Raw genomic sequence first — 16,009 nt, forward strand, 5'->3', positions numbered from 1 at the left:
GACACAAAAAATTCAAAGCCTTGCGGAGCCCAATGATGAGCACTCAAAAAATATCCTTCTACAACCTGGCCTGGCGATGGCACTTCTACGCCGGCCTCTTCGTCGCCCCTTTCATGGTGCTGCTGGCCCTGACCGGCATCATCTACCTGTTCAAACCCCAGCTCGACCCGCTGATGTACGGCGACCTGCTCAAGGTGCAAAGCGCCGCGCACGCCCTGAGCGCCGACGAGCAACTGCAACGCGCCCAGGCGGCCTACCCCAAGGCTGCGATCAGCAAATACCTGCCCCCCGCCGACGCCACCAGCAGCGCGCAGTTCGTGATGCATAACAACGCGCGCGAAGTGACGGTCTTTGTCGACCCCTACCGCGGCACGGTCCTCGGCGAACAGGATGCCAAATACAACCTGCAAGCCATCGCCCGCGCCCTGCACGGTGAGCTGATGATTGGCACGGTCGGCGACCGCCTGGTGGAGCTCGCCGCCGGTTGGGGCGTGATGCTGGTGGTGTCGGGCCTGTACCTATGGTGGCCGCGTGGCAAATCATCGGCGGGCGTATTGTGGCCGCGCTTCACTGCCCGTGGCCGGGTGCTCTGGCGTGACCTGCATGCGGTCACCGGCTTCTGGGGCGCCTCGCTGTTGCTGGTGATGCTGCTCAGCGGCATGACCTGGACCGGCTTCTGGGGCAAGCAATACGCCGAGCTGTGGAATCGCTTTCCAGCGGCGATGTGGAACAACGTGCCGCAGTCCGACCAACAGGCGCGCAGCCTCAATACAGCCAGTCAACAGACCGTGCCGTGGGCCATGGAGAACACGCCGATGCCGATGTCCGGCGACCACGCCGAGCACATGAACCACGGCGCCCTGCACGCTGCGCCGGCTGCACCTGCGTTGCGCCTGCAACAAGTGGTCGACCTGGCCAACGCGCGCCATGTCGAGCCCGGCTACAGCATCACCTTTCCCACCACCGCCGAAGGTGTATTCACCATCGCGGTGTTCGCCAACGACCCACGCAACGACGCCACCTTGCATGTGGACCAGTACACCGGCAAAGTCCTCGCCGATGTGCGCTGGGAGCACTACAACCTGGTGGCGCGCGCCACCGAGACCGGGGTGATGCTGCACGAGGGCAAGATGTTCGGCTGGGTCAACCAGCTGATCGTGCTGCTGATCTGCCTGATGATCCTGCTGAGCGCGGTCAGCGGCGTGGTGATCTGGTGGAAGCGTCGGCCGGTGGGCGGGCTGGGTGTTCCGCCGCTGCGCCATGACCTGCCGAAGTGGAAAACCGCGATGGTGATCATGCTCGGGCTGGCGATCGTTTTCCCGCTGGTGGGTGCGTCGTTGATCGTGGTGTGGGTGTTGGATCGCCTGGTGCTGTCGCGGCTGTTCGCACAACGTGAAGCTGCCTCAGGTTCGACATGAAATAGGCGAGATGCCCCACATAGAGGCGTTATGTAGTCTTACGCGGGCTTTCACCCTAGACGTAGGAAGTGTTAACTTATAACACTTACTGCATACCTCAGCTCGCCGCGCCCAGCGGCGAGCACTGCCGCCAAGAAGATTTTCCACCCGATGAACAAGTACCTCGCGTCCGGCCTGTGCCTGCTCGCCCTGCATACCAGCGCCCAGGCCCTGACCCTGCCCGCCAGCCCTGTCACCGCACCTGCCGTGGACGATGATCACGTCGACCTCAAGACCCCGACCACCGCCGGCTCGCGCCTGAATCTCACGGCCCTGCAAACCCCCGGCAGCGTCGAGAGCCAGACCGGTACGCAGATTCGCGAACGCGGCGACGCCAGTGTGCAGGACGCGATTTCCCGCGCCACCGGCATCAGCCGCACCGGCACGCCGGGCGACGGCGGCACCTCGTTGTCGGCCCGGGGTTTTACCGGCCAGGGCTCGGTGATGCAGTTGTATGACGGCAACCGCATGTACATGGGCATGGGCACCTCGACCTTCCCGGTGGACACCTGGTCGGTGGAGCGCGTCGACGTACTGCGCGGCCCGGCCTCGGTGCTGTACGGCGAAGGCGCCACCGGTGCGGTGATCAACACCGTGCCGAAAAAGCCCTTCGACGGCGCGATCGAAAACCACATCCGCCTCGGCTACGGTTCCTACGATCGCCAGCAACAAGCCCTAGACAGCGGCGGCTCGCTGACCGACACCCTGAGCTACCGCCTGAACCTCAATCGCCTGCGCAGCAACGGTTTTATCGACCGTGGCGACTCCAGCAGCGACTTCGTCAGCGGTGCCCTGCGCTGGCAGGCGGCAGACAACCTGAGCTTCACCTTCGCCAGCGACTACGGCGACCAGCGCCCGCAGAACTACTTCGGCACACCACTGATCAATGGCCAGTTGCACAAAGGCCTGCGCGACAAGAACTACAACGTCAGCAACGACACCCAGCACTACAACGACCAGTGGACGCGCCTGACCAGCGAGTGGCAGATCAACGACAACGTCAGCGCCACCAACGAGCTGTATTACCTGAAAAACCAGCGTCGCTGGCAGAACGCCGAGAACTACAACTTCACCGGCGGCCAACTGACCCGCAGCGGCAACTACGGCATCAAGCACAACCAGGAACAGGTCGGCGACCGCCAGACCTTCACCTTCAAGCACAGCCTGTTCGGCCTCGACAGCCAGACCGTGACCGGCGTGGAATACAACCGTATCCGCTTCCGCCTGGCCAGCAACTCGCCGTTTACCGACACCTTTGCCAGCGGCCAACCCATCGACGTGAACCACCCCGCCCCGGGCCAGTTCGCCAGCAACGACCCGTTCAAGCCGCTGTTCGCCACCACCACCAAAACCGTTGCCGGCTTTGCGGAAAACCGCCTGCAACTCACCGACCAACTGTCGCTGATCACCGGCCTGCGCCGCGACTACGCGCACATCGACCGCGAAGAACTGCGCACCGGCAGCCAGTCCGACAAGACCCTTACCGGCAATAACTGGAAGGCCGGCCTGGTCTACGCGATCACGCCCGACACCTCGGTCTACGGCCAGTACGCCACCAGCACCGACGGCGTCGGTGGCCTGATTTCCCTGAGCCAGGGCCAGCAGCAGTTCGGCCTGTCCACCGCCAAGCAGACTGAAATCGGCATCAAGCAAGCCTTCTGGGACCAGCGCGGTGAATGGACGTTGGCCGCCTACCACATCGTCAAAAAGAAACTGCTCACCGACGTGCCGGGCAACCCGAGCCTGCAGCAGCAAGTCGGCCAGCAATCCTCCCGTGGCCTGGAAGCCAGCCTCGACCTGCAACTGCCACACGCCTGGCAACTGCAAGCCAACGCGGCCATCGTGCATGCGCAATACGACGACTTCAAACAGGACGTCAACGGCGTGCAAGTCTCCCGCGACGGCAACCGCCCGGTGGACGTACCGCGCCGCACCGCCAACCTGTGGTTGAGCAAGGCGGTGACCGACAATGTCCGCGCCGGCGCCGGTGTGCGTTATGTGGATGCACGCTATGCCGACATGGCCAACCAGAACGAGTTGCCCAGCTACACCGTGGTCGATGCCACCGTATCGTGGAAAGCCCTGCGCAACACCACCCTGGGCCTGCAGTTGAACAACCTGTTCGACCGCACCTATGCCGTCAGCCAATACAACGACGGCCAGCAGTGGATCCTCGGTGAACCACGCTCGTTCTTTGTCACGGCGGACTACACCTTCTGATGACCGCACTCACCCTCACCGACCTGGCCTGGACCCCGCCGGGGCATGACCACTGCCATCACCGGTTCCAGCTGCGTGACGCCAGCCTGCAGGTCGGTGCGGGAGAGTTCGTCGGCCTGATCGGGCCTAACGGCAGTGGCAAGACCAGCCTGTTGCGCTGCGCCTACCGGTTCAGCAAACCGGCGCAGGGCGACGTGTTGCTCGACCATCAGAACGTGTGGAAACAGAGTTCGAAGTGGTGCGCGCAACGCATCGCCGTGGTGTTGCAGGAGTTCCCGGATGCCTTCGGCCTGCGCGTCGATGAAGTGGTCGCCATGGGCCGTACGCCGCACAAGGGCCTGTTCGACGGCGACACGCTGCACGACCGGCAGTTGATCCAGCAGGTGCTGGCATCCGTCGGCATGCAAGGCTTCGAGGACCACGCCTTCGCCACTCTCTCCGGCGGCGAAAAACAACGTGTGATCCTGGCCCGTGCCCTGGCCCAGCAACCGCAATTGCTGATCCTCGACGAGCCGACCAATCACCTCGACCCGCGTTACCAACTGGAGCTGTTGCGGCTGGTCAAGCGCCTGCACATCGGCACCCTGGCGAGCATTCACGACCTCAACCTGGCCGCCGCCTTCTGCGATCGCCTGTACGTGATCAACCACGGGCGCATCGTCGCCAACGGCACGCCCCATGAGGTGCTGACCCGCGAACTGCTGCGCGATGTGTTTGGCGTCGAGGCGTTGATCGATACCCACCCGCTGTCCGGCTACCCCCGAATCACCTGGATAACCCAACCATGATCCTGCGTTCGCTGCTTGCCATTACCTTGCTGTTCAATACCGCCGGGGCACTCGCCGCAGCGACCCACTACCCGGTTACCATCAAGAGCTGCAACCGCGACGTGACCTTCCAGGAAGCGCCGAAACACGCGGTGAGCCACGACATCAACATGACCCAGATGATGCTCGCCCTCGGCCTCAAGCCGAGCATGGCCGGTTACAGCGGCGTCACCGGCTGGAAGTCGGTCACCCCGGAAATGGCCGGGCTGCTCGACGGCCTGCCGGAGCTGGCGAGCAAGTACCCGTCGGTGGAAACCCTGCTCAACGCCAACGTGGATTTCTTCTTCGCCGGCTGGGACTACGGCATGCGTGTGGGCGGCGACCTCACGCCAAGCACGCTGCAACCCTTGGGCATCAACGTGTATGAGCTGACCGAATCCTGTGCCTTCGTGATGAAGCGCCCGGCTGCGACTCTGGAAGACACCTATAACGACCTGCGCAACCTGGGCAAGATCTTCGATGTGCAGGACCGCGCCAATGCCTTGATCGCGCAGATGCAGGCGCAGGTCGCCGAGGTACAAAAAGACCTGCCCGCCGACAAGCCCCGGGTGTTCCTCTACGACAGCGGTGAAGACCGCGCCATGACCTCCGGCCGCCTGGGCATGCCCCAGGCGCTGATCGACGCGGCGGGCGGGCGCAACATTCTCGATGACATCGAGGCCAGTTGGACCCGCGTCAACTGGGAGACCGTGGTGGAGCGCAACCCGCAGGTGATCGTGATCGTCGACTACAGCGAAGTCACTGCTGAACAGAAAGAGCAATTCCTGCTCGACAACCCGGCGCTGCAAGCGGTGGATGCGATCCGCAACCAGCGCTTTATCGTGATCCCTTACGTGCAGGCCACGCCGGGTATCGACAACGTGCTGGCGGTGGAAACCCTGGCCAAGGGGTTCCACGGCGAATGATCACCCGTCGCTATGGGCTGCTGCTCGCCGCGCTTGGCGCGGTGCTGCTGGTCTCCTGCGTCCTGTCGCTGGGCTTCGGCCCGGCACGGGTGCCGGTGGACGTGGTGTGGCGAATCCTGCTGTACAAGGCGCTCGGCGTCGGCGACGTGAGTTGGCCGGCCGGGCAGGAACATATCGTGTGGCTGATCCGCGTGCCGCGCATGCTGCTCGGCGCACTGGTGGGCGCCGGGCTCGCGTTGATCGGCGCGGTGTTGCAGGCGGTCACGCGCAACCCGCTGGCCGATCCGCACCTGCTCGGCGTCACGTCCGGTGCCACCCTGGGCGCGGTGATCGTGGTGCTGCATGTGGGCGAAGTCATCGGCCTGCTGACCCTGCCCATCGCCGCGTTTATCGGAGCATTGGCGAGCATGCTAGTGGTGTTGGCCGTAGCCAGTCGTAACGGCCGGCTGGAAAGCGATCGCCTGTTGCTGTGCGGTGTGGCGGTGTCGTTTGTGATGATGGCGGCGGCCAATCTGCTGCTGTTCATGGGTGACCATCGCGCCGCCTCGGCGGTGATGTTCTGGATGCTCGGCGGCCTCGGCCTGGCGCGCTGGGAGCTGCTGGCGATTCCGGCGTTGACGGTACTGCTGGGGCTGCTGGTGCTGCTGGGCATGGCGCGCCCGTTGAACGCGCTGATGGCCGGCGAGCAGACCGCCGTGACCCTCGGCCTGAACGCCCGCACCGTGCGGCTGAAGGTGTTCCTGGTGGCCTCATTGATGACCGGTGTGCTGGTCTCCATCAGCGGCTCTATCGGCTTTGTCGGGCTGATGGTGCCGCATATCGCCCGACGTCTTGTCGGTGCCGAGCATCGCCGCCTGCTGCCGGTGTGCGCGCTGCTGGGCAGCTTGTTCCTGGTGTGGGTCGACGTGGCCGCACGCACCCTCATCGCCCCCGAAGACCTGCCCATCGGCGTGGCCACGGCGGCGATTGGCGGATTGTTCTTCATCGGTTTGATGCGCCGGCGCTGAACGCCTCAGAGCTCGTCCCTGGACGGTCGCCCGCCGGGGCTGCCGGGCAGCTTCAGGTCCATGCCCAGCGCGCCGCGCAGGGTCCAGAACTCACCACTGTGCAGTACCCGCAACCGGCCGGTGCGCGCCAGTTCGGCCAACACGTGTGAGGGGTCTGGCGCGAACCTCGTGTAGCCGCCTTCGGCGCTCCATTTGCCGGTGGTTGCCAGCAGGTTGTACTCGGCCTGGTCGAAGCGCGGCGCATAACCGAGCAAGGCACCGTCCCGGGCGGTGAGGTAAAACCCGTTGATCGCCAGGCCCTGCTGTTTGAGCGAATGAATGTAGTACGCCAGTTCACGAAAGCTCACGAAGTACTCGCCATACAAGCGCTCGACGCCCATCTGCGGCTGATCCAGCCCGGCATGGAACAGCAGATGCGCCGCCCGCACCTGCAAGCCTGCGGGCCACGGCCCCGTCACAAATAACCGCGCTGCCGTCGCCGAAGGGAAACCATGGTCCGGCAGCTCCAGCACCGGTACATGCTTGCCCATCACCCCGCCGCTCTCCAGCAACGCGCTGATCGCCTGTTGCCCCGTGAAACGCCCGGCGCGAGCGTGGACGAACCCCGCCGCGTCATCTTGATGCGCATGGACCGGCCCCAATGCGCGGTAGTTGTCGCCCGCCGGTTCGACCCCACGAGAGCGTCCCGGCTGCCAGTCTGCGCCGACGATACCGGTCCCCGGCCAATGCTCGCTGGGCACCAGAATCCGCAGCTCGCCGGCCGCCGCCATGCGCCGGATGAAGTCACGTGGGGTGAGCAGCCGCAGGCGCAGCTTCACATCATCGCCATACCCGATAAACCGTGGGTCGCGCACCACGAACCGCAGCAGTGCCCCGTCCGCGCATGACAGGTAAAGAGGCAACGCAGGGCGTTCCTGTGTGGTCGTTACCTGGTACATCGCCTCGATCAACCGTGACGGCAAAAACAGCCCTTGATAGACGCCGTCGCCTGCCTGTGCGGGCGCGCTCGGCACCACCTCGGACACCTGCGGTGCACACAGGTACAGGCCGCCCAAGGCATAGCGATGAGGGTAACCGGCATCACTGAATACCCGCCGATGCGCCAGGTTGGCGCCGGCGTCAGTGATCGGCAGGGTCGCGATGAAATGCCCGTTGCTGATCGATTCCAGCACATAGCCGAACTGCAATTCGCCACGCGCCCCCGCGAGTTCATGGGCGTAGCGCACAGCGTCATCGGCCTGCACATGCACCGGGCTGCACACCGGATCGTGGAACGCCTGCACATAGGCACCGTTGGCCGGCGGCACAGGCGCAAAGGGTTGCCAGCCGCGTACCGGGCCTGGGCTGCCCCACAGCGCGCTGCCTCTGACCACGTGCAAGGCGAAGGTCTGGGCAATGCGGTTGACGTACGCGGTGGGCGTCAACTCGCCCTCGCGCAGCATGCGTTCGACCCGGCCGTTGAGCCAGTCATGGTGATTGCGCGGGCGTGTCACTAGGTCGGCGATGGTCACAAGCGGCGCTTTTTCCTCGGGACGCGTGTTCAAACGAAGCAACGCGCCATCGGCGGCCAGCCAGTAGTGATGCATGCGCGCCCGCTCGGTCAGGAACACCTGCGCCAGCGCACGGGTGGAAAACAGGTTGCCGTACACCTGCGACTGCGTGGGCGACAGCATGAACGGCCACTGCTCCACGGGCCTTGCGTAGTAACTGGCCACCGGCACCGTTCGCAGCGGATGCTCGCCACGGGTGGCCAGTTCATCGGGGAAGATCCATTTCAGGTCGAAGCTGTCATCGGGGACCCGCAAGGGTTCGGTGGCGAAAAACCAGCCGTCTTCGCGCCGCAGGATCAGCCCGCCGTAGGGGTGTTCGATGCTCGTCGGCACACGGCGACGCACGTACAGCGCGGCATCGTCCATCGACACAAACGCCGGGCTCAGGCGACGCCGCAACAGGTGCGCGTAGGGCGTCCACAGCCCCGTGACCGTGCCTTCGCGGTCCCAGCAGGAGCTGGCCTCGACGACCTCCAGACGACCGGAAGTCGCAACATTTCGCAAAAACTGCAACGGCGTCAGGGTGCCGACATTGAGCTTGGCGCGTACCGTCGCCGCGTTGTCCCCCGTGCTGCTCGTTTCGAACAGGCCTTGGGTGGACGGCGACTGATAACGCAGCAGCGCACCGTCCGGCACCGCGATGTACAGCGGCGTACCGAGGGGCGACAACAGCGCATTGACGCGTGCCTGAAACAGCGCCTCGCTCAAGTCTTCCGGCTCGATGAAAAAGCGTTGCAGCCAGCCGCGGGTGCCGTTGCCGACCCAGGGTTTGCTGTAGTACAGGCTGTGGCAGTCAAAGCCCTCGGGCAAGGCATTGCCATACAGCCGGGACAGGGCCAGCAACGCCGACTGCCGCGTCACCGGGACCAGCTCACTGGCGACGTACTCTTCGCGCTGGCGATGCTTGAGGACGAACGCAAAATAACGGCTGACATGATCGTCACCGTAGTAATGGGCGGCGTGTCGGTGTCGTTCGCGCGCGGCCGCATCGGCGCTTTCGAAGATCGGCCCGTGGCTGACGGTCGCGGGGCGCTGGAACGTCAGCGCCCGCACCCAAGGGCACCAGTCCACCTCGACGAAACCGGCTGGGCCCCACAACGCATTGCCGAGCACAATACGCAGCGTTCCCGCTTCGGCCAGGGTCCGTACAACATCGGCAGGCTTGACCTTGCCCTCTTCCAGGCGCTGGTTGATTGCACTGCGCATGCCCGCCGTCTCGCTGGACCATTGCTTGCGCCACGCCAGAGTGGTGGTCGAAGGGGCCAGGGCCAGCAGGCAGTCCTCGGTACCCGACAGGTAGCCGACTTGCCCGGTTGCCAACAGATCGGCAACGTCGTCTGCCAGGAACATCTGCGCATTCAGCTCGGTGTCCTGGCGGGTCCATTTGCGCTCGACCGCCTGGGCCGGGTCGGTCAGCGACAGCGCCGTGCGCGAAGCGTAGCGCCCATGCAAATGGTGGTCGGGATGCAGAATGATCGGCTGTTTCTGCCGGTCCACCGGGTACCCACCGGCGAAGGCAAATGGGCGTGGCCCGGCTGGCAGCGGCTCGGTCACCACGAAGCGACCATCGCCGCGCTTGAGGATCAGCCCGCCGAGCCCCTGCTCGCGGCGCCTGCCGATACGCCGGTGGGCATGGAGCGCCGCGTCGTCGGCGGTGAGAAATGCCGCGCTCAATGCCGGCAAGACAACCTGCGAATAAGGCGTCCACGTGTCGTCCACCGCACCGCTGCGGTCCCACAACGCGCTGGTTTTCTCCACCGTCAACTCACCGGCCCGGGCCACTTGCCGGACAAAATCGCGCGTCAGCAACACGCCCGAGTGCAGTTTGGACTGGAGCTCATCGGTATCTACCGTGCCGTCGGCGGCCTGGGTGAACAACCGGGATTCGGCGGCTGAGCCGGAGAAGCGATAACGCAGGATCGCTTCATCGCGCACACGGATATACAGCGATGCACCGAGGGTGGACTGCGCGCCCCGGCTGTAATGGCGAAATTGCGCGATGCGCTGCGCCAACTCCAGGGGGCTGACGAAATGCTTGAACAGCCAGACTTCCTGATCAGGGTACAGGCCCGGCAAGGGTCGGGAGTGAAAGTAGATGCCGTGCAGGTGGCAACCTGCGGGCAGTAAAGGCAGTTGCCCGCCGACAGAGGCCTCCCGTTCTGGCTCCCCAGCCAGGTAATGCTCGTGCCCATCACGCTGCAGGATCAATACGTGCTGCCTGGCGGTTGGCCTGCGCTGGATGCGCGACCACGCATGGGAGAGCGCTTGCTGCTTGTCCATGAACACCGGGCTGCAAGGCAACGCCAGCGCAGGAGCCTTGAAGGGTTTACGCGGTTGCCAATCAGCAGGAACTGCGCCCACCGAATCGCCCCAGGCGGGAATAGACGCCAGGAAGGTCAAGCGCCCGAGTGACGCCAGCTTCTGGTAATACCCCGCGAGGGTGCCGCTGTGGGCATGGGGCGAATCAAAGCCGCCGCGGTTGCGTAGCCAACGCGCGTAGTCCGCGCCGGCGGTGGAATCATCGGGCTCGAACTTAAGCAGTGTGCCATCGGGGCCGGACAGGTAGACGACCTTGAATTGATGGCGGTCCTGGAAAATGATGATGATGTCCGGCTCGGAATAAAACCCCTGGAACGCGGTGACTTCATCTGCCGTCCACGAGGGGTTTTCTCGTTTGACCCAATCGGTCATGTTCGTGTGTGCATGCCAGCCACCGACAATTCGAAAACCTTCAGGGTCCATAAAGTCCTGGCTGACCGGATCGACATCCAGCAGCAGGTTCCAGTTGAACACCGTGGGCCGGTCGGGAATCGGTTCATTGGCCAGATACAGGCCGTCGGACAAGCGTTGCAGCAGCACGCTGGCATGTTCCAGCTGCAACCGTGGGGCCATGCGTTCATGAAGGTAGCGCACCAGATCGTCGGTGCTGATGAACGCCGGGGTCAGTCTGCCCAGTTTGGCGTGGCCTCGTGCAAGTGCAGCGCGTTGCGGGCGCGTGGGTTGGTCGTCCATGTGAACAGCTCCTGGCAGAATCGAAGTGCCCACCATCCTCCCGCGCCCCATTCGCCGGGCGCTAAATAGTTAAGCGGCGCCGCGCACCAAAACAATGCCCACCCTGCACCACCCAGCTGCTACGGCGCCGTTTCAGTGCGGCCTGCGTAGCCCCCCCGCCCGGATACAGCCCTGGACAGCACTCCCGTCAAAGCGGGCACAGCCTTTGCAATCGCCCTTGCATCTGTCCAACAACAACACTTGGGTACACGGAGATCGCACCATGAAGCGTCGCAGCTTGATCAAGGCTTTCACACTGTCGGCATCCATTGCCGCCATGGGCATGAGCTGGACCCTCCAGGCCGCCGAGACCATCAAGGTCGGCATCCTGCACTCGCTGTCCGGGACCATGGCCATTTCCGAAACGTCCCTCAAGGACATGGCGCTGATGACCATCGACGAGATCAACGCCAAGGGCGGCGTGAACGGCAAGATGCTCGAACCGGTGGTGGTCGACCCGGCGTCCAACTGGCCGCTGTTCGCCGAGAAAGGCCGCCAGTTGCTGACCCAGGACAAGGTCGCCGTGGTGTTCGGCTGCTGGACCTCGGTGTCGCGCAAATCGGTGTTGCCGGTGTTCGAAGAACTCAACGGCCTGCTGTTCTACCCGGTGCAATACGAAGGCGAAGAGATGTCGCCGAACGTGTTCTACACCGGTGCGGCGCCCAACCAGCAGGCGATCCCGGCGGTGGAGTACCTGATGAGCGAAGAAGGCGGCGCGGCCAAGCGTTTCTTCCTGCTCGGCACCGACTACGTGTACCCGCGCACCACCAACAAGATCCTGCGCTCGTTCCTGCATTCCAAGGGCGTCGCGGATAAAGACATCGAAGAGGTCTACACGCCGTTCGGGCACAGCGACTACCAGACCATCGTTGCCAACATCAAGAAGTTCTCCGCCGGCGGCAAAACCGCGGTGATCTCCACCGTGAACGGCGACTCCAACGTGCCGTTCTACAAAGAGCTGGCCAACCAGGGCTTGAAGGCTACCGATGTACCGGTGGTGGCGTTCTCCGTGGGCGAAGAAGAATTGCGCGGCATCGACACCAAGCCACTGGTGGGCAACCTCGCGGCCTGGAACTACTTCCAGTCGGTGGAGAACCCGGTGAACAAGAAGTTCGTCGCCGACTGGAAAGCCTACGCCAAGCAACACAACCTGCCGGGCGCGGACAAAGCCGTGACCAACGACCCGATGGAAGCCACCTACGTGGGCATCCACATGTGGGCGCAAGCGGCCGAGAAAGCCAAGTCCACCGATGTCGACAAAGTACGCGAAGCCCTGGCCGGCCAGACCTTCGCCGCGCCGTCGGGCTTCACTCTGACCATGGACAAGACCAACCACCACCTGCACAAGCCGGTGATGATCGGCGAGATCCAGGCCGATGGGCAGTTCTCGGTGGTGTGGCAGACCCAGGAACCGATCCGCGCGCAACCGTGGAGCCCGTACATTCCTGGCAATGACAAGAAGCCGGACTATGCGGTGAAAAGTAACTAAGCCCCAAGCGCAGATAAAAATGTGGGAGGGGGCTTGCCCCCTCCCACATCAAGCTTGTCCGCGCGTGATCAGGACATTTGTTTATGCCCACTGCCCTCTACCGCTGTTTACTGGCTTTGCTGCTGTTGCTGCCTTTGGCCGCACACGCCAGCGACGCCGAAGACTTCCTGGCCGCCAACCCGACGCAACAAGCCAAGCTGCTCCAGGACTGGGCCGCCCAGCCTGACCCGGCGCGCATCGAGTTGGTGGACGCCCTGCAACAAGGTCAACTCACCGTCAACGGTGAGACCAAAACCGTGCGCCTGAACAACCGCCTGCGCGGTCTGATCGATAACGTGCAGGCCAGCCAGCAACTGCTCGCCGCCGACCCCAAGGTGCGTCTGGCGGCCGCGAAGACCTTGCAGAAAAGCGCACAACCCGCGCAGTTGAAATTCCTCGACCAACAGGTCGCCACCGAAACCAATGAGCAAGTTCACAGCGCCCTCAGCCTGGCCCTGGCCAACCTGCAACTGGTCGACACCGACCCGGCCATTCGCCTGAATGCCGTGCGTTTGCTGGGCAATACCGGCGACCCGCTGGCCCGTACGCGCCTGGAAGCCCTGCTTGCACCGGGCGTCGAAAGCGATGCCGCCGTGCACACCGCCGCCGAAACCAGCCTGGCCCAGGTCAAGCGCAAACTGATGATCGGCGAGCTGCTCGGGCAAGCCTTCAGCGGCATGTCCCTGGGTTCGATCCTGTTGCTCGCGGCCCTGGGCCTGGCGATCACCTTCGGTCTGCTCGGCGTGATCAACATGGCCCACGGCGAGATGCTGATGCTCGGTGCCTACTCCACCTACGTGGTGCAACTGCTGATGCAGCGCTACGTACCGGCGGCCATCGAGTTTTACCCGCTGGTCGCGCTGCCGGTGGCGTTTTTCGTCACCGCCGCCATCGGCATGGCCCTGGAGCGCACGGTGATCCGTCACCTCTACGGCCGCCCCCTGGAAACCCTGCTGGCCACCTGGGGCATCAGCCTGATGCTGATCCAGCTGGTGCGCCTGGTGTTCGGCGCGCAGAACGTCGAGGTGTCCAACCCGGCGTGGCTGTCCGGCGGGATCCAGGTGCTGCCTAACCTGGTGCTGCCGTACAACCGCATCGTGATCATCGCCTTCGCGCTGTGCGTGGTGCTGCTGACCTGGCTGCTGCTGAACAAGACCCGCCTGGGTCTCAACGTGCGCGCCGTGACCCAGAACCGCAACATGGCCGCCTGCTGCGGCGTACCCACCGGGCGCGTGGACATGCTCGCGTTTGGCCTGGGCTCGGGCATTGCAGGCCTGGGCGGCGTCGCCTTGAGCCAGATCGGCAACGTCGGCCCGGACCTGGGCCAGAGCTACATCATCGACTCGTTCCTGGTGGTGGTGCTCGGCGGTGTCGGCCAGTTGGCCGGCAGCGTCACGGCGGCGTTCGGCCTGGGCATCGCCAATAAAATCCTGGAACCGCAGATCGGTGCCGTGCTCGGCAAGATCCTGATCCTCGCGCTGATCATTCTGTTTATCCAGAAACGCCCGCAGGGACTCTTCGCACTGAAAGGACGGGTGATCGACTGATGAACCAGCCATTGATGCTCACGGCCACGCAAAAGGCCGGCCCCAAGCTGACGATTGCCCTCGGCGTGGTGATCCTCGCGGTACTGCTCGCGCTGCCGTTGCTGTCACTGTTGCCGCCGGACAATCTCTTTCACATCTCGGCCTACACCTTGACCCTGGTCGGCAAGATCCTCTGCTACGCCATCGTCGCCCTCGCCCTCGACCTGGTGTGGGGCTACGCGGGCATGCTGTCCCTGGGCCACGGCCTGTTCTTTGCGCTGGGCGGTTATGCCATGGGCATGTACCTGATGCGCCAGGCCTCCGGCGATGAGTTACCGGCGTTCATGACCTTCCTGTCGTGGACCGAACTGCCGTGGTACTGGGTGGGCACTGAGCATTTCCTCTGGGCCTTGTGCCTGGTGGTGCTCGCGCCGGGGTTGCTGGCGCTGGTGTTCGGCTTCTTCGCCTTCCGTTCGCGGATCAAGGGCGTGTATTTCTCGATCATGACCCAGGCCCTGACGTTTGCCGGCATGCTGCTGTTCTTCCGCAACGAGACCGGGTTTGGCGGCAACAACGGCTTCACCAACTTCCGCAGCATCCTCGGGTTTGGCATTACCGAGCCGGGCACGCGGGCGGTGCTGTTTGTCGCCACCGTCGCGTTGCTGGTGGCGAGCCTGTACATCGGTTGGCGCCTGGCGCAGAGCAAGTTCGGCCGGGTACTGACCGCGCTGCGCGATGCCGAGAACCGCCTGATGTTCTGCGGCTACGACCCGCGTGGTTTCAAGCTGTTCGTGTGGGTGTTGAGCGCGGTGTTGTGTGGTTTGGCCGGGGCGTTGTATGTGCCGCAGGTGGGCATTATCAACCCCAGCGAAATGTCGCCGACCAACTCCATCGAAGCCGCCGTGTGGGTGGCCCTGGGCGGGCGCGGCACGCTGATCGGCCCGTTGCTCGGCGCCGGCGTGGTCAACGGCATGAAGAGCTGGTTCACCGTGGCCTTCCCGGAATACTGGCTGTTCTTCCTCGGGGCGCTGTTCATCCTCGTCACCCTGTACCTGCCCAAGGGCGTTATCGGCCTGTTGAAGAAATGAGGAACGTCATGCTGGAACCCATTTTCGATGCGGGCAGCGGCCGCGATGCCATCGGCCTTGGCCAGGCGGCCGGCAAGGGCCTGAACACCCGCCACGGCACCATCCTGACCCTGGAAGACATCAGCGTGAGCTTTGATGGCTTCAAGGCCCTCAACGACCTGAACCTGTACATCGGCGTCGGCGAACTGCGCTGCATCATCGGCCCCAACGGCGCGGGCAAGACCACGCTGATGGACGTGATCACCGGCAAGACCCGCCCCAGCCACGGCACCGCCTGGTTTGGCGAAAACCTCGACCTGACCGGCATGAGCGAAGTGCAGATCGCCCAGGCCGGCATCGGCCGCAAGTTCCAGAAGCCCACGGTGTTCGAAGCCCTCAGCGTGTTCGAAAACCTGGAACTGGCGCAGAAGACCGACAAATCGGTGTGGGCCAGCCTGCGCGCACGCCTGAGTGGCGAACAGAAAGACCGTATCGATGAAGTGCTCGACACCATCCGCCTGACCGCCTCCGCACCGCGCCAGGCCGGGTTGCTGTCCCACGGCCAGAAGCAGTTCCTGGAAATCGGCATGCTGCTGATGCAGGACCCGCAATTGTTGCTGCTGGACGAACCGGTGGCGGGGATGACCGACGCCGAGACCGAGTTCACCGCCGAACTGTTCAAGCGCCTGGCGGGCAAGCATTCGCTGATGGTGGTGGAGCACGACATGGGGTTTGTCGGCTCGATTGCCGACCACGTGACCGTGCTGCACCAGGGCAGCGTGCTGGCCGAAGGGTCGCTGGAGCAGGTGCAGGAAAACGAGCGGGTGATCGAGGTTTACCTCGGTCGCTGACCAGGACACTGGCTTGCTTT

Annotated in this window: 10 protein-coding genes; 9 read left to right on the top strand and 1 reads right to left on the bottom strand. The window is 64.1% G+C overall.

What is annotated here, in order from left to right:
* Nucleotides 1-35: 35 nt before the first annotated feature.
* The 5 genes from NL123_RS27545 to NL123_RS27565 all read left to right on the top strand — a co-directional run bounded on the left by NL123_RS27545 (nucleotide 36) and on the right by NL123_RS27565 (nucleotide 6,416).
* Nucleotides 36-1,418, top strand: a complete 1,383-nt coding sequence (locus NL123_RS27545; protein ID WP_494356734.1) for a PepSY-associated TM helix domain-containing protein — start codon at nucleotides 36-38, stop codon at nucleotides 1,416-1,418.
* A gap of 150 nt (nucleotides 1,419-1,568) precedes the next feature.
* Nucleotides 1,569-3,677: a TonB-dependent receptor gene (locus tag NL123_RS27550; protein ID WP_494356735.1), complete on the top strand. Its 2,109-nt coding sequence runs from the start codon at nucleotides 1,569-1,571 to the stop codon at nucleotides 3,675-3,677.
* Nucleotides 3,677-4,465, top strand: coding sequence for an ABC transporter ATP-binding protein (locus NL123_RS27555; protein ID WP_248485902.1), 789 nt, complete (start codon nucleotides 3,677-3,679; stop codon nucleotides 4,463-4,465). Before NL123_RS27550 ends, NL123_RS27555 begins: the two co-directional genes overlap by 1 nt.
* Nucleotides 4,462-5,409 carry an ABC transporter substrate-binding protein gene (locus NL123_RS27560; RefSeq protein WP_248485901.1) on the top strand — a complete coding sequence of 316 codons (948 nt, stop codon included), beginning with the start codon at nucleotides 4,462-4,464 and terminating at the stop codon, nucleotides 5,407-5,409. The genes NL123_RS27555 and NL123_RS27560 overlap by 4 nt, the downstream gene beginning before the upstream one ends.
* Nucleotides 5,406-6,416 (top strand): FecCD family ABC transporter permease, encoded by a 1,011-nt coding sequence (locus NL123_RS27565; protein ID WP_494356736.1) that lies wholly within the window; start codon nucleotides 5,406-5,408, stop codon nucleotides 6,414-6,416. The genes NL123_RS27560 and NL123_RS27565 overlap by 4 nt, the downstream gene beginning before the upstream one ends.
* A 5-nt stretch (nucleotides 6,417-6,421) precedes the next feature.
* On the opposite strand, the gene NL123_RS27570 is transcribed toward NL123_RS27565, so the two are convergent.
* Nucleotides 6,422-10,978, bottom strand: a complete 4,557-nt coding sequence (locus NL123_RS27570) for a hypothetical protein (protein WP_494356737.1) — start codon at nucleotides 10,976-10,978, stop codon at nucleotides 6,422-6,424.
* 262 nt (nucleotides 10,979-11,240) lie between these two features.
* Here NL123_RS27570 and urtA point away from each other — a divergent pair, with 262 nt between their 5' ends.
* The 4 genes from urtA to urtD all read left to right on the top strand — a co-directional run bounded on the left by urtA (nucleotide 11,241) and on the right by urtD (nucleotide 15,989).
* On the top strand, nucleotides 11,241-12,506 hold the full coding sequence (urtA, locus tag NL123_RS27575) for an urea ABC transporter substrate-binding protein (protein WP_248485898.1): 1,266 nt from the start codon (nucleotides 11,241-11,243) through the stop codon (nucleotides 12,504-12,506).
* An 83-nt stretch (nucleotides 12,507-12,589) separates the two neighbouring features.
* Nucleotides 12,590-14,092, top strand: a complete 1,503-nt coding sequence (urtB, locus tag NL123_RS27580) for an urea ABC transporter permease subunit UrtB (protein ID WP_494356738.1) — start codon at nucleotides 12,590-12,592, stop codon at nucleotides 14,090-14,092.
* Nucleotides 14,092-15,159 (top strand): urea ABC transporter permease subunit UrtC, encoded by a 1,068-nt coding sequence (urtC, locus tag NL123_RS27585; RefSeq protein ID WP_248485896.1) that lies wholly within the window; start codon nucleotides 14,092-14,094, stop codon nucleotides 15,157-15,159. The genes urtB and urtC overlap by 1 nt, the downstream gene beginning before the upstream one ends.
* Nucleotides 15,156-15,989, top strand: a complete 834-nt coding sequence (urtD, locus tag NL123_RS27590) for an urea ABC transporter ATP-binding protein UrtD (RefSeq protein WP_248485895.1) — start codon at nucleotides 15,156-15,158, stop codon at nucleotides 15,987-15,989. Before urtC ends, urtD begins: the two co-directional genes overlap by 4 nt.
* Nucleotides 15,990-16,009: the final 20 nt, after the last annotated feature.

This window comes from Pseudomonas sp. FBCC-B1565 (genome assembly GCF_059133265.1).

Bases quoted from the DNA above. Each gene is read 5' to 3' on its own strand.
- NL123_RS27570 (WP_494356737.1), bottom strand. From the start codon at position 10,978: ATGGACGACCAACCCACGCGCCCGCAACGCGCTGCACTTGCACGAGGC.
- urtB (WP_494356738.1), top strand. From the start codon at position 12,590: ATGCCCACTGCCCTCTACCGCTGTTTACTGGCTTTGCTGCTGTTGCTG.
- NL123_RS27565 (WP_494356736.1), top strand. From the start codon at position 5,406: ATGATCACCCGTCGCTATGGGCTGCTGCTCGCCGCGCTTGGCGCGGTG.
- urtC (WP_248485896.1), top strand. From the start codon at position 14,092: ATGAACCAGCCATTGATGCTCACGGCCACGCAAAAGGCCGGCCCCAAG.
- urtD (WP_248485895.1), top strand. From the start codon at position 15,156: ATGAGGAACGTCATGCTGGAACCCATTTTCGATGCGGGCAGCGGCCGC.
- NL123_RS27555 (WP_248485902.1), top strand. From the start codon at position 3,677: ATGACCGCACTCACCCTCACCGACCTGGCCTGGACCCCGCCGGGGCAT.
- urtA (WP_248485898.1), top strand. From the start codon at position 11,241: ATGAAGCGTCGCAGCTTGATCAAGGCTTTCACACTGTCGGCATCCATT.
- NL123_RS27545 (WP_494356734.1), top strand. From the start codon at position 36: ATGAGCACTCAAAAAATATCCTTCTACAACCTGGCCTGGCGATGGCAC.
- NL123_RS27550 (WP_494356735.1), top strand. From the start codon at position 1,569: ATGAACAAGTACCTCGCGTCCGGCCTGTGCCTGCTCGCCCTGCATACC.
- NL123_RS27560 (WP_248485901.1), top strand. From the start codon at position 4,462: ATGATCCTGCGTTCGCTGCTTGCCATTACCTTGCTGTTCAATACCGCC.